This window comes from Cnuibacter sp. UC19_7 (assembly GCF_042699995.1).
GTDB lineage: Bacteria > Actinomycetota > Actinomycetes > Actinomycetales > Microbacteriaceae > Cnuibacter.
Map to the genome: position 1 here is coordinate 3,562,686 of NZ_CP170560.1, position 13,422 is coordinate 3,576,107.

Below are 13,422 nucleotides of genomic sequence, written 5' to 3' on the forward strand. Positions count from 1 at the left end.
GCATGGCGGTCCAACCCAAGCTCAAGGACTTCCCGCGCATCCGCCGGGCTGTGACGTTCTACCGGGTCGCGTCGATCATCACCGGTGTCCTGCTGCTCCTGCTGTGCACCGAGATGATCTTGAAGTACACGCCGATCGGGCTCGAGCTCGAGCTGAACGGTGCGCAGGGCTTCCTCGCCCTGGTGCCGGTCGGCACGGTCACCGCGGTCAACCTCTCGACGGGTGTGCTCATCATCCACGGGTGGTTCTACGTGGTCTACCTCGCCAGCGACATCCACCTCTGGAGCCTGATGCGCTGGCCGTTCACGCGTTTCATCCTCATCGCCCTCGGTGGGGTCGTCCCGTTCCTGTCCTTCTTCCTCGAGGCGCGCATCGCCCGCGAGGTCACCGCCTACCTCGCAGACCGTGAGGCCCAGGCCGCAGCCGATCAGCAGTCAGTGGAGGCCGCTCATTAGCGAGAACACCCCGTCGGGCGACGCCGAGCTCGCGCACGACCAGCTCACCCGTCCCGTCCTCGTCGTCGACTTCGGCGCCCAGTACGCGCAGCTCATCGCACGCCGAGTGCGCGAGGCGAACGTGTACTCCGAGATCGTGCCCCACGACATCTCGGCCGCCGAGGTCGCCGCCAAGAACCCGGTGGGCATCGTCCTCTCCGGTGGCCCGTCGAGCGTGTACGAGGAGGGTGCTCCGGCGCTCGACTCGGGCATCCTCGACCTGGGGGTACCGGTCATGGGCATCTGCTACGGCTTCCAGGTGATGGCGCAGGCGCTCGGCGGCACCGTCGAGAAGACCGGCGCCCGCGAGTACGGCGCCACCGACATGAGCGTCGACGGGGAGGGCGGCGGCCAGCTGCTCGGCGACCAGCCCGACGCGCAGACGGTGTGGATGAGCCACGGCGACTCCGTCACCGCGGCACCCGAGGGCTTCGACGTGCTCGCGTCCACCGCGTCGACCCCGGTGGCGGCCTTCGCGTCGCCGTCGCGCGGCCTCTACGGCGTGCAGTGGCACCCCGAGGTGAAGCACACCACGTACGGCCAGGGCGTCATCGAGAACTTCCTCCACCGCGCGGCCGGCATCCCGGCCGACTGGAACCCCGACAACGTGATCGCCGACCAGGTCGCCGCGATCCGTGCGCAGGTCGGCACCGGTCGTGTGCTCTGCGCTCTCTCCGGCGGCGTCGACTCGGCCGTGGCGGCCGCGCTCGTGCACAAGGCCGTCGGCGATCAGCTCGTCTGCGTGCTCGTCGACCACGGCCTGCTGCGCGAGGGCGAGCGCGAGCAGGTCGAGAACGACTACGTCGACTCGATCGGCGTGCGGCTCATCACGGTCGACGCCCGCGAGCAGTTCCTCTCCGCGCTCGACGGGGTCACCGATCCCGAGCAGAAGCGCAAGATCATCGGCCGCGAGTTCATCCGCACCTTCGAGCGCGCGCAGGCCGAGCTGGTAGCCGAGGCGGCGGCCGAGGGCGACCCCATCCGCTTCCTCGTCCAGGGCACCCTGTACCCCGACGTCGTCGAGTCGGGGGGCGGCGCGGGCACCGCCAACATCAAGAGCCACCACAACGTCGGCGGTCTGCCCGACGACGTGGAGTTCGAGCTGGTCGAGCCGCTGCGCACCCTCTTCAAGGACGAGGTGCGCGCCATCGGCCGCGAGCTCGGCGTGCCCGAGGTCATCGTCTCGCGTCAGCCGTTCCCCGGCCCGGGCCTCGGCATCCGCATCGTGGGCGCCGTCACCGCCGAGCGACTCGCGATCCTCCGTGAGGCCGACCTCATCGTGCGCCAGGAGCTCACCGGCGCGGGCCTCGACCAGGACATCTGGCAGTGCCCCGTCGTGCTCCTCGCCGACGTGCGATCGGTGGGTGTGCAGGGCGATGGTCGCACCTACGGCCACCCGATCGTGCTCCGTCCGGTCTCCAGCGAGGACGCGATGACCGCGGATTGGACGAGGCTGCCCTACGACCTCCTCGCGCGCATCTCGAACCGCATCACCAACGAGGTCGCCGACGTCAACCGCGTCGTGCTCGACGTGACGTCGAAGCCGCCGGGCACCATCGAGTGGGAGTGACGCTCACTCCGGCCGCGATGCCGGGGTGAGCCGTTCGCGCCTCCAGGGGCGTCGGCGCGCCAGGCGCGCCATGATCCACTCGAGCGGACCCTGCTCGAACAGGATGTGCCACAGCGACGCGAAGGCGAGCGACGCCAGCAGCAGGGTCGCGAACAGCGGAACGCTCTGCCAGGCGAGGAAGCCGGCCGGAGCGGCGCCGGTCGCGATGACGAGGGCGATCGCCACCACCTGCCCCGTGTAGAGCGTGACCGGCATCGATCCGGCCGCCCGCAGGGGATACGTGACCCAGCCGAGCACCGTGCGCATCCGTGCCGGTGTCACATCGAGCAGCCAGGTGAGGAGCCCGATCACCGCCGCGGCGAGTCCCCCGCCGGCCAGTGCCTCCCATGTGGTGTTCGTGTGCTCGCGCACGGGATCGCCGAGGAGGGCGGCACCGACGTAGACCACGAGCGTGACCGCTCCGCCTCCGGCGACGAGGGCGATCTGCGTGCGGCGACGCAGGACCCCGGCCCGCGCGATGAGGAGGCCGATGACCAGATAGGCGATCCAGACGAGTGCGGGGTAGTGTCCCGCGATCCACTCGTATGGGAAGTAGGCCCAGTCCCTGGTGGCCGCGCCGAACGCCGACGACGGATCACCGTGGAGCCGCATGAGCGCCTCCACGAGGATCGGGCCCGCGACCACCGCCAGCACCCCGACGACGGCGGCCACGATCCACGGAGCGAACAGCAGCGGCAGCATCACGAGGAACAGGAAGCCGTACGTGTCGAGGATGATGGCGAGCGGGGTGTCGAGCAGCGTGAGCCCCACGCCGAGGGCGATGAGGAGCAGGGCTCGGATGGCGATCGACACCGCGACACGGCCGCGGTGTCCGCGGGCCAGGCGCCGTTCCCCACCGGACATGAGCCCGAGCGAGACACCCGCGATGGTGGCGAAGAGGATCGATGACCTGCCGTCGAACACCGTCTCGGTGCGTCCGTCGGGGATGGCGTGCGCGTACAGCATCCCGAGGAGCGCGAGGCCGCGTGCCGCGTCGAGACCGCGGATGCGGCGGTCGAGGGCGGCGAGGGCCCGCGTGGTGGTCATGCGTCCATCCTGCGGGGCCGGAGGGCGGTTCGGGGAGAGGCGAGGACGCCGATCGCCCATTCGAGCGGCCCCTGACGGAACCAGCGCCGCCAGAGCATGGCGAACACCACCCCCAGTGCGCTCATCGCGATCAGCAGGAACACGCTCTGCCACTCCTCCGGGTCGCCGCCGAGGGGCAGGGGAGCGGTGATGATCGCGATCACGGCGAAGTGGGCGCAGTAGAGGGTGAGGGGCATCGAGCCGATGGAGGCGAGCGGGCTCGACAGGCGCGCGGCGACGGTCCAACCGTTCTCGGCCGCCAGGTCGAACGCCAGGCACAGCGCACCGATGACCGCGATCGCGAGGCCGCCCGAGCCGAGCACCTCCCACGTCGAGTTGGTGTGCGCGGCCGAGGTCTCGTCGGTGGACGCGGTCACGGCGTAGGCGAGCAGGGCCGCGCCGCCGCCGAGCACCACGGCGCCGGCCTGCGTGCTCCGGGCGCGGAGATCGCACCGGGCCAGCAGCAGTCCGGCGATGACGAGCGCCGACCAGGTCGCGACCGGGAAGTGGCCGGTGAGCCAACGACCGAGGTGGCCGCCCCACTCGCCGCTGGTCGCGGTGTGGAGGAGGCTGCCGGGTTCCGCGGCGATCTGCGCCAGCCGGTTCGTGATCGCCGGCCCGCTCGACACGGCCGCGATGAGGAGCAGCGCGAGGTAGCGCCGCGGGACCGCCAGCAGCGGGATCGCGAGAAGGAAGAGCAGGCCGTACACGTCGAAGATGGTCGCGATCGGCGTGGCGAGCGAGGCGAACCACAGCCCGAGAGCGATGAGCACCCCGCCCCGCACGGCGATCTTCCGCGCCAGCCCGGGGACGTTGGCCGGGCGCGGCCTGCGCGCGCCGCCGGACATCAGCCCGAGGGAGACGCCCGAGACGCTGGCGAACAGCATGGCCGAACGGCCGTCGAAGATCGACTCGACCCCGTTGTCGGGCACGACATGGGCGTAGACCATGCCGAAGAGGGCCAGTCCGCGGGCGACGTCGAGGCCGAGGAGGCGACTTCTCCTGGGGGCAGACGACGAGACGGGGCCACCCTGTCGGATGGCCCCGTCGACGTCGTCTCTCGGAGAGCTGATCGGGTCAGTTCCTGAAGATCGCGATGATGCGGAGGATCTCGAGGTACAGCCACACCAGCGTCATCACCAGTCCGAACGCGCCGGTCCAGCCGAACTTGCGCGGAGCGCCCGACTCGACGCCGCGCTTGATGAAGTCGAAGTCGAGCACGAGCGAGTACGCGCACAGCACCACTGCGAAGACGCCGATGATGAGGCCCAGAGGGATGCCGAAGACGGTCACACTGCGGAGGCCGAAGGCGTCGGGCACGACGTTGGTCCACATCAGGACCAGGTTGACCAGCGAGAACACCGCGTAGCCGATGAGGGCCACGAGGAACACCTTGGTCGCGCGCTTCGAGGCACGCACCTTGCCACTCGCGAACAGGGCGAGGACCACGCCGAAGACGGCGAGGGTGCCGAGGACCGCCTGCACGACGATGCCCGACCAGCGCAGCTCGAACAGGCCGGAGATGCCGCCGATGGCGAGACCCTGGAGCGCCGAGTACAGCAGGATGAGGGCGGCCGACGGCTCGCGCTTGAACGAGTTGACGAGGCCGAGGGCGAACGCCCCGAGCGCCCCGACGATGGTGAGGCCGAGACCCAGGGCCATCGCGCCGAACGAGATCGCCGCGAACGTGACGACCGCACCCGCGAGGACCAGCACGAAGCACAGGACCGTCTTCACGATCGTGTCGTCGTAGCTCATGCGACCGGTCTCGGCCGTGGTGGCGGCCGGGCGGTCGTACATCTCCTGCAACCCATCGGCGGAGATCGTCGGCGCCTGCGCCGGCTTGCCCTTGCCGTTGAAGACGGGGTTCCGCGAGAACGCGGGGTTGTCGAGTGCCATCTCAGTCTCAATCTGCTGGGAACGAACGGTGACCCCACAAATCTACCGGGCGGTTCATTGGCATCCACTGGAAGTTAAGCGCCGGCAACCATCGATCCGTAGTGTTCTCGACGTGTCCGCCGCCGTCATCGCCCATCGGGGCGCCTCGGGCCATCGTCCCGAGCACTCGCTCGCCGCGTACCTGCTCGCTTCGGAGCAGGGGGCGGATGCCGTCGAACCCGACGTGGTGCTGTCGAAGGACGGCGTGCCCGTCATCCGCCACGAGAACGAGATCTCGGGGACGACGGACATCGCCCAGCGCCCGGAGTTCGCCGCTCGCCGACGGACGCGGTCGGTCGACGGCCAGCTGCTGACGGGCTGGTTCACGGAGGACCTCACCTGGGAGGAGCTCTCGACCCTGCGGGCGCGGGAACCCCACCCGGGTCTCCGTCCGCTGAGCGCAGCACACGACGGGGAGGGCGCGATCCTGCGGCTGCGCGACGTGCTCGCCGTCTGCGACCGCAGGCGCGCCGACGGCAGCCGGCCCGGGGTGGTGGTCGAGATCAAGCACGCGGCGCACTTCGCGGAGAGGGGGCTCGACGCCGTCGCGGCCGTGGCGGACGAGCTGGCCGCGGCGGGCTGGAGCGACGCGGACGACCGCCTGGTGATCGAGTCGTTCGAGCCCACGGCGCTCCGCCGGGTGGCCGCGCGGATGCCGCCGGCCCGGCGCGTGCTGCTCCTGGAGCGGACCGGAGTGCCCTGGGACCTGGCGCGGCAGAGCGCGATCGGGAGGGGCCCGGCTCCGCTCGACAGCGCCGCGATGCTCACGGACGCCGGCCTCGACCGCCTGGCGTCGGAGGTCGCCGGCATCAGCGTGGACAAGGCCGTGCTGGTGGGGGAGGGCGCTGACGGCGCGGGGCTGGTGGCGCGAGCCCACGATCGCGGCCTGCTCGTGTACACCTGGACGCTCCGCCCCGAGAACGTGTACCTGGAGGACCGCCATCGGAGGGGGCCCGCCGACGGCCGGGGGGACTGGGAGACGGAGTTCGCCGCCGTCCTCGCGACGGGCGTCGACGGCGTGTTCGCCGACCACCCCGATCTGGCTCTCGCGGTGAGGCGGTCGGCGCTGGTCTGAGTGTCGGCACCAGCGCTTAGGCTTGTCGCCGACATGACAGCGCCCTCCGACCGCACCCGAACCGACGCGTCCGACTCGACCGCCACGCCGAGCATCGTGCCGGTCATCGTCGACCCCGCCGCGGGCCCGCGAGCCGCCGACGGCGCCTCCGATCCGCTGCTCGACGGGCTCAACCCCGAGCAGCGCACCGCGGTGGAGTACCGGGGCACCGCCCTGCTCATCGTGGCGGGGGCGGGCAGTGGCAAGACCCGGGTGCTGACGCACCGCATCGCGAGCCTCATCCGCAATCGGGAGGCGTGGCCGAGCCAGATCCTCGCGATCACGTTCACCAACAAGGCGGCCGCCGAGATGCGCGAGCGCGTCTCGCACCTGCTCGGCGGCATCGCCGAGGGCATGTGGATCTCGACCTTCCACTCCGCCTGCGTGCGCATCCTGCGGCGGGAGGCCGAGAGCTTCGGCTTCACACGCGCCTTCACCATCTACGACTCGGCCGACAGCCGTGCGCTGATCAAGAGACTCATCAAAGACCTCCAGGCCGACACCTACGGCTACACCGTGCCCCAGGTGGCGGGGCGCATCTCGAAGCTCAAGAACGAGCTGACCGACGCCGAGACCTACGCGCGTCAGGCGAACTACTCCGACCCCCAGGACGCCGTCTTCTCGCAGCTCTACTCGGAGTACGCGCGCGCCCTCCAGGCCGCGAACGCCTTCGACTTCGATGACCTCATCAGCCAGACCGTCTACCTGTTCCGTGCGTTCCCCGACGTCGCCGACCGCTACCGCACGCGCTTCCGTCACGTCCTCGTCGACGAGTACCAGGACACGAACCACGCGCAGTACTCGCTCATCCGCGAGCTCACGCGGCCGCCGCGCTCGAACGAGCTGGAGGGGGTGACGTCGGCCGCGAACGGCGGCGCCTCGCTCACCGTCGTGGGCGACTCCGACCAGTCGATCTACGCCTTCCGCGGTGCCGACATCCGCAACATCGTCGAGTTCGAGCGCGACTTCCCCGGCGCCGAGGTCGTGCTGCTCGAGCAGAACTACCGTTCGACGCAGAACATCCTCTCGGCGGCCAACGCGGTGATCTCGAACAACTTCGACCGTAAAGACAAGAACCTCTGGACGGCGATGGGCGACGGCGCGAAGATCGTCGGCTACACCGGGTACTCCGGCCACGACGAGGCCCAGTTCGTCGCCGACGAGATCGCCAAGCTGCACGACGACGGCATCGCCTACAACGAGATGGCCGTCTTCTACCGCACCAACTCGCAGACCCGTGCGCTGGAGGAGATCTTCATCCGCTCCGCCGTGCCCTATCGCGTGCTCGGCGGCACCAAGTTCTACGAGCGCGCCGAGATCAAGGATGTGATGGCGTACCTCACGAGCGTCGCCAACCCGTTCGACGCCCTCGCGCTGCGGCGAATCCTCAACACCCCGAAGCGCGGCATCGGCCCCGCCACCGAGACGCAGCTGGCCGGCTTCGCCGAGCGCGAGCAGATCTCGTACCGGGAGGCCATGCGGCGCGCACCGGAGCTCGGCCTCGGCCCGAAGGTGACGAAGGCCATCGTCGATCTCGCCACGCTGCTCGACGAGGCCGCCGAACTGGCCGATCCCGAGCGCGCCAGCGGCCCGGCCCGGGTGAGTGAGGTGCTGACCCTGCTCATCGAACGCAGCGGGTACGTGACCACGTTGCGTGCCAGTCGCGACCCTCAGGACGAGGCGAGAGCCGAGAACGTCGAGGAGCTCCTGGCGGTGACCAAGGAGTTCCAGGTCAACACCCCCGGTGGAACGCTGGTCGACTTCCTCACGGAGGTGTCGCTGGTCGCCGCCGTCGACGAGCTCGACGACGCCAGCGGCACGGTGTCGATGATGACGCTGCACACCGCGAAGGGCCTCGAGTTCGACGCCGTGTTCATCACGGGTGTCGAGGAGGACCTCATCCCGCACCGCATGTCGGCCAACGAGCCCGGCGGCCCGGCGGAGGAGCGGCGACTGTTCTACGTGGGCATCACCCGTGCGCGCAAGCGGCTGTTCCTCACCCTGGCGATGACGCGCGCGCAGTTCGGCGAGACCTCGGTCGCCATGCCGAGCCGCTACCTGCAGGAGATCCCGGGCGATCTGGTCGACTGGGTCCAGTCGCCCGGTGGTGCGACCTCCCGCGGCGGGACCCAGCCTCGGGCGCTGAACGCCGCCCGACCGGGTTCGTCGCGCTGGAACGACGGCCCGGTCTACATCGCGCCCAAGCCGAAGACCGAGTGGGCGAACCGGGTCACCGGCCAGGTCCGCGACAACGGCGACCTCGAGCTGGCGCCGGGCGACCGCATCCGGCACACCGACTTCGGCGAGGGCCGCGTCGAGCAGGTCACGGGCGAGGGGGCGAAGCGTGTGGCTCATGTGACGTTCGAGGCGGCCGGGCGCAAGAAGCTCCTCATCAAGATCGCCCCGATCGAGAAGATCTGAGCCGTCTCGCGGCGAGGAGCATCAGCCCCAGCCCGGCGAGGAGCGCGGCGGCGCCCATCGGACCCCACGGGCCGTCGAGACCGGATGCGCCACCCGTCCGGGGCAGACCGCCGAGGGGGACCGGGGGCGGGGCAGGAGCCGCCGGGGCGGTGACGACGAGCGACTCCGACTTGTAGACCGTCGCGTCCTCGAACGCGGGCAGGGCGTCGGGCGCGGCGGGCGCCCCGGGGGAGTCGAGCACGAAGTAGTAATGGCCCGGCCCCGCGACCGGGATGCACGCGGTCTCGTGACGGCCGTTCCCCGTCACCGTGAGCACGGTAGACCCCGCCTGAGGGAGCGTGCGCCATCCGGCGTCGACCGTCCCCGGCCGCGGTGCCTCAGGCAGGGGACCGATGAGGGTCGAGGTGATCGGCACCTCGGGTGCGCCCTCGGGGAGCCCCGACACCAGGAGCCGGTCGCTGACGCAGCCCTCCCCGTCGATCCGGTCGACGCTCGCCTCGGTCGTGATCGTCGGCGGCGCGAGAGCGAGGCTCGTCTCGACGGCATCGCCCCAGCCGGAGGCGAAGGGCGAGATCCGTCCGCCGCCGCGCTCCGGCGGGGTGCGGGCGGGGTCGATGGACGCCGTCCAGGTGTACCAGCCGGCGGACGGGAGCACGCAGTCGGGTGAGCGGTACCGGCCCGGCCCGGCGTCGGCCACGGTCTCCACACGGCAGGCCGCGGGTGCGCCCGCCGGAGGGGCCGAGACGGGTTCGGGCCGGGCGTCGAGCGGACCCCAGAGCGTGCTCTCGATGACGACGGGCACGGGTCGCATCGTGCCGGAGTCGTCGTACACGCCCCACACCCCGAGCCCGCCGGGGCCGGCGTCGAGGTGGAGATCGTCGTGGATCGAGGCGCCGGCGGAGGCCGTCTGCTCGGAGGTCGCGGTGGTGACGACGGGCTGGAAGGGGAGCGGTGACGGAGCGGACGCGCTGGCGGAGGCGTACACCGCCAGCGGCCGCGGGTTGTGCATCAGGAGGTCTTGTGTGCCGTTCTCGGACCGGGCGACCGTGACGTCGGTGCCGTAGGGGAGCCCGAGGAAGCCGACGGAGACCGTGACCTCCTCGACCGCCACGCCGGGATCGGGCACGATCTCGAGGGGGACGCCGTTGTCGAGGTCGGCGTCGGGGCTGCCGCCCACGAACGTCGCCCCGGTCAGGTGGGCGAAGCCCCGGTGGCTCCCGGGTGGCGCCGGGGTGGGCCCGCTCGAGACGCGGTCGACGAGCACGTCTCCGGTGAGCCGTCGCCCGGCGAGGTCGAGGGAGAGGGTGGCCGACGCGCCCCTCGATGCCTCGCGTCGGGTCTCGTCGAGGATCGCGTCGGACATGGCGAGCACGTTCAGTCCCGACTCGTTGGCCCGCTGCGCGTACCAGTCCGGGCCGTGACCGCCGAGTCCGGTGAGGCGCCAGATCGCCAGCTGCGCCCCGGCGGCGACGACGGGGTCGGCGGTGGGGGTCCACACGCGGGACAGGTACGCCAGCAGGGCGAGCTCGTCGGTCGACCACTGCCCGGACGCCGCGCCGTCCTCGTAGTGGAACGTCGAGCGGAGCGGGGAGGGCTTGGTGACGTCGAGGCAGAACCCTGGGGAGCCGTCGGCCAGCCGGTACGAGCCGATCCAGGAGGTCCGGTCGACCCGCCAGATGAAGCCGAAGGCGTGGCCGCTCATCGCGACGGCGGAGGCGGCCGCGGCGGGCAGCATCACTCCGATCGCAGCGAGCAGGAGGACGAGGAGGAGAGCACCGGAACGTTTCATGCCGACAGGATCCCGGCCGGTTCGTCGTCGCGCGGGGGTCTCGACGAATCTGGGGAGGGGACCGCGGTGGGGGCCCACTGTGCAGGAGCCGGGCGGCAGGGAGCGGTCGCCGCGGCGGAGTAGAGTTCAATGTGGTGTTCGGAGCGGAGCGAGGGAACGACCCCTGTTCCGCGCCATGTCGTCGTGCCCCGGTAACAGACCGGGGACGATCTCGTCACGCGGATTGGAAGCCAGAGTGGATCTATTCGAGTACCAGGCCCGGGACCTCTTCGAGAGCTACGGTGTGCCCGTGCTGCCCGGCATCGTCGCCGATACGCCTGAAGAGGTGAAGGCCGCCGCCGAGAAGCTCGGGGGCGTCACCGTCGTCAAGGCGCAGGTGAAGGTCGGAGGCCGCGGCAAGGCCGGCGGCGTGAAGGTCGCGAAGGACCCTGAGGCCGCCGAGGAGGCCGCGAAGGCGATCCTCGGTCTCGACATCAAGGGCCACACGGTGCACCGCGTGATGGTCGCCGGCGGAGCCCGCATCGCGCAGGAGTTCTACTTCTCCGTGCTGCTCGATCGGGCCAACCGCTCGTACCTCTCGTTGACCAGCTACGAGGGCGGCATGGAGATCGAGCAGCTCGCGGTCGAGCGACCTGAGGCGCTGGCGCGCATCGAGGTCGACCCGCTGGCCGGCATCGACCTGGAGACCGCGAAGGCCATCGCCGTGCAGGCGAAGTTCCCCGAGGAGCTCGTCGAGAAGGTCGCCCCGGTCTTCGTGAAGCTCTGGGACGTCTACAAGGGCGAGGACGCGACGCTCGTCGAGGTCAACCCTCTCGTGCTCACCGAGGAGGGCGACGTCATCGCCCTCGACGGCAAGGTCAGCCTCGACGAGAACGCCTCGTTCCGTCACCCGAACCACGAGGAGCTCGAGGACAAGGACGCGGCCGACCCGCTGGAGGCCAAGGCCAAGGCGAACGACCTCAACTACGTCAAGCTCGACGGCGAGGTCGGCATCATCGGCAACGGCGCGGGCCTCGTCATGTCGACGCTCGACGTCGTCGCCTACGCCGGTGAGCGCCACGGCGGGGTCAAGCCCGCGAACTTCCTCGACATCGGCGGCGGCGCGTCCGCCCAGGTGATGGCGAACGGCCTCGACGTGATCCTCGGCGACGAGCAGGTCAAGAGCGTCTTCGTCAACGTCTTCGGCGGCATCACCGCCTGCGACGCCGTGGCCAACGGCATCGTCGCGGCCCTGGGCATCCTGGGCGACACCGCCACCAAGCCGCTCGTGGTGCGCCTCGACGGCAACCGCGTGGAGGAAGGCCGCCGCATCCTGGAGGAGGCCGCGCATCCGCTGGTCACCCTCGCGGCGACGATGGACGACGGTGCAGACAAGGCCGCGGAGCTCGCGGCAGCGGCGAAGTAAGGACGGGTAGCGACATGTCGATCTTCCTCAACAAGGACTCCAAGGTCATCGTCCAGGGCATCACCGGCGGCGAGGGCACCAAGCACACCGCACTCATGCTCAAGGCGGGGACCCAGATCGTCGGCGGCGTGAACGCACGCAAGGCCGGCACCACCGTCGAGCACGAGGGCGGCGTCACGCTCCCCGTGTTCGGCACCGTGAAGGAGGCGATCGCCGAGACCGGCGCCGACGTCTCGATCGCCTTCGTGCCGCCGGCCTTCGCGAAGGACGCCATGATCGAGGCCATCGACGCCGAGATCCCGCTGCTCGTGGTGATCACCGAGGGCATCCCGGTGCAGGACTCCGCCGAGGCGTGGGCCTACGCGAAGCAGAAGGGCAACAAGACCCGCATCATCGGGCCGAACTGCCCGGGCATCATCACCCCCGGTGAATCGCTCGTCGGCATCACCCCCGCCAACATCACCGGCAAGGGCCCGATCGGGCTCGTGTCGAAGTCGGGCACCCTGACCTACCAGATGATGTACGAGCTGCGCGACCTCGGCTTCTCGACCGCCATCGGCATCGGCGGCGACCCGATCATCGGCACGACGCACATCGACGCGCTCGCCGCGTTCGAGGCCGACCCCGAGACGAAGGCCATCGTCATGATCGGCGAGATCGGCGGCGACGCCGAGGAGCGCGCGGCCGACTTCATCAAGGCCAACGTGACCAAGCCGGTCGTCGGCTACGTCGCGGGCTTCACCGCTCCCGAGGGCAAGACCATGGGCCACGCCGGCGCCATCGTGTCGGGCAGCGCGGGCACCGCGGAGGCGAAGAAGATCGCCCTCGAGGCCGCGGGTGTGAAGGTCGGCAAGACGCCGAGCGAGACCGCCGCCCTCCTGCGCGAGGTCTACGCGGCTCTCTGACGCCTCTCGACGACGCCGTCGTCGCGCGACACCCCGGTGTCGTGCGCGACGGCGTCGTCGTCTTTCCGCCCGCTCCACGCGCCTGACGGATCGCGCCGACTCCCTGGGAGAGAATCGAAGCCATGACCGCAGGCGCCGCACACCCCGACCCCTCGCCGGGGCGACTGAGCACCCTGCGTCTCCTGCGGCACGAGTTCGTCACCCCGGAGGCCATCTACGGCACCGTGCTCATCACGGTGATCATCGAGGTGCAGGAGGACGAGAACACCGCATGGGCCGGCCTCATCATCGCCGCGTTGACCGCGTTCGTCTTCTGGCTCGCCCACGTCTTCGCCCACACCGTGGCCCGACACGGGGTGAAGCGCGGCCGGGAGATCCCGATCGCCACGGCCATCCGCGAGGCCATCTACCATTCGACCGGATTCCTCACCGGGCCCCTCGTCCCGTTGCTCCTCCTGGCCCTGGCACCGCTGGGCGTCCTCGACGACGAATCGGCCTACACCGCGGCCGAGCTGAGCAGCCTGGTCATCCTCTTCCTGCTCGGCGCGCTCGCCCTCGCCGAGCGTGGCCGACGCTGGTGGGCGTGCCTCCTCGGCGGACTCCTCACCTCCGGCGTCGGTGTCCTCGTCATCATCCTCGAGCTCATCCTGCACTGAACGGA

The 13,422-nt window shown here is 70.7% G+C and carries 11 protein-coding genes; 7 read left to right on the top strand and 4 right to left on the bottom strand.

Annotated elements, in window-relative coordinates; genetic code table 11:
* The first annotated feature begins 2 nt into the window (after window positions 1–2).
* Window positions 3–455, top strand: a complete 453-nt coding sequence (locus ACFJGV_RS17110) for a DUF3817 domain-containing protein (protein WP_378145264.1) — start codon at window positions 3–5, stop codon at window positions 453–455.
* Complete coding sequence (gene guaA, locus ACFJGV_RS17115; RefSeq protein WP_378148761.1) at window positions 451–2,064, top strand: glutamine-hydrolyzing GMP synthase; 1,614 nt, start codon at window positions 451–453, stop codon at window positions 2,062–2,064. Before ACFJGV_RS17110 ends, guaA begins: the two co-directional genes overlap by 5 nt.
* A 3-nt stretch (window positions 2,065–2,067) precedes the next feature.
* Here guaA and ACFJGV_RS17120 read toward each other — a convergent pair whose 3' ends face one another.
* The 3 genes from ACFJGV_RS17120 to ACFJGV_RS17130 all read right to left on the bottom strand — a co-directional run bounded on the left by ACFJGV_RS17120 (window position 2,068) and on the right by ACFJGV_RS17130 (window position 5,088).
* The gene (locus ACFJGV_RS17120; RefSeq protein WP_378145265.1) at window positions 2,068–3,150 is read right to left on the bottom strand and encodes a DUF418 domain-containing protein; all 1,083 of its coding nucleotides are present in this window, start codon (window positions 3,148–3,150) and stop codon (window positions 2,068–2,070) included.
* A complete protein-coding gene (locus ACFJGV_RS17125; protein ID WP_378145267.1) occupies window positions 3,147–4,139 on the bottom strand; it encodes a DUF418 domain-containing protein in 993 nt (330 codons plus the stop codon). Before ACFJGV_RS17125 ends, ACFJGV_RS17120 begins: the two co-directional genes overlap by 4 nt.
* A gap of 127 nt (window positions 4,140–4,266) precedes the next feature.
* Window positions 4,267–5,088: a Bax inhibitor-1/YccA family protein gene (locus tag ACFJGV_RS17130; RefSeq protein ID WP_378145269.1), complete on the bottom strand. Its 822-nt coding sequence runs from the start codon at window positions 5,086–5,088 to the stop codon at window positions 4,267–4,269.
* Window positions 5,089–5,200: 112 nt separating this feature from the next.
* Between ACFJGV_RS17130 and ACFJGV_RS17135 the strand changes: the two genes are divergently transcribed.
* Both ACFJGV_RS17135 and ACFJGV_RS17140 read left to right on the top strand, forming a co-directional pair.
* On the top strand, window positions 5,201–6,202 hold the full coding sequence (locus tag ACFJGV_RS17135; RefSeq protein WP_378145270.1) for a glycerophosphodiester phosphodiesterase family protein: 1,002 nt from the start codon (window positions 5,201–5,203) through the stop codon (window positions 6,200–6,202).
* Between the two features lie 33 nt (window positions 6,203–6,235).
* Window positions 6,236–8,662 (top strand): ATP-dependent helicase, encoded by a 2,427-nt coding sequence (locus ACFJGV_RS17140; RefSeq protein WP_378145272.1) that lies wholly within the window; start codon window positions 6,236–6,238, stop codon window positions 8,660–8,662.
* Here the strand turns inward: ACFJGV_RS17140 and ACFJGV_RS17145 are convergent.
* On the bottom strand, window positions 8,634–10,451 hold the full coding sequence (locus ACFJGV_RS17145) for a hypothetical protein (protein ID WP_378145274.1): 1,818 nt from the start codon (window positions 10,449–10,451) through the stop codon (window positions 8,634–8,636). The genes ACFJGV_RS17140 and ACFJGV_RS17145 overlap by 29 nt on opposite strands.
* A 235-nt stretch (window positions 10,452–10,686) precedes the next feature.
* On the opposite strand from ACFJGV_RS17145, the gene sucC reads away from it, so the two are divergent.
* The 3 genes from sucC (at window position 10,687) to ACFJGV_RS17160 (ending at window position 13,417) form a co-directional block, all read left to right on the top strand.
* Entirely contained in the window at window positions 10,687–11,856 is a 1,170-nt protein-coding gene (gene sucC / locus ACFJGV_RS17150) for an ADP-forming succinate--CoA ligase subunit beta (protein ID WP_378145276.1), read from the top strand.
* A 14-nt stretch (window positions 11,857–11,870) separates the two neighbouring features.
* The gene (sucD, locus tag ACFJGV_RS17155; RefSeq protein ID WP_378145278.1) at window positions 11,871–12,761 is read left to right on the top strand and encodes a succinate--CoA ligase subunit alpha; all 891 of its coding nucleotides are present in this window, start codon (window positions 11,871–11,873) and stop codon (window positions 12,759–12,761) included.
* A gap of 122 nt (window positions 12,762–12,883) precedes the next feature.
* Entirely contained in the window at window positions 12,884–13,417 is a 534-nt protein-coding gene (locus ACFJGV_RS17160; RefSeq protein ID WP_378145280.1) for a hypothetical protein, read from the top strand.
* Window positions 13,418–13,422: the final 5 nt, after the last annotated feature.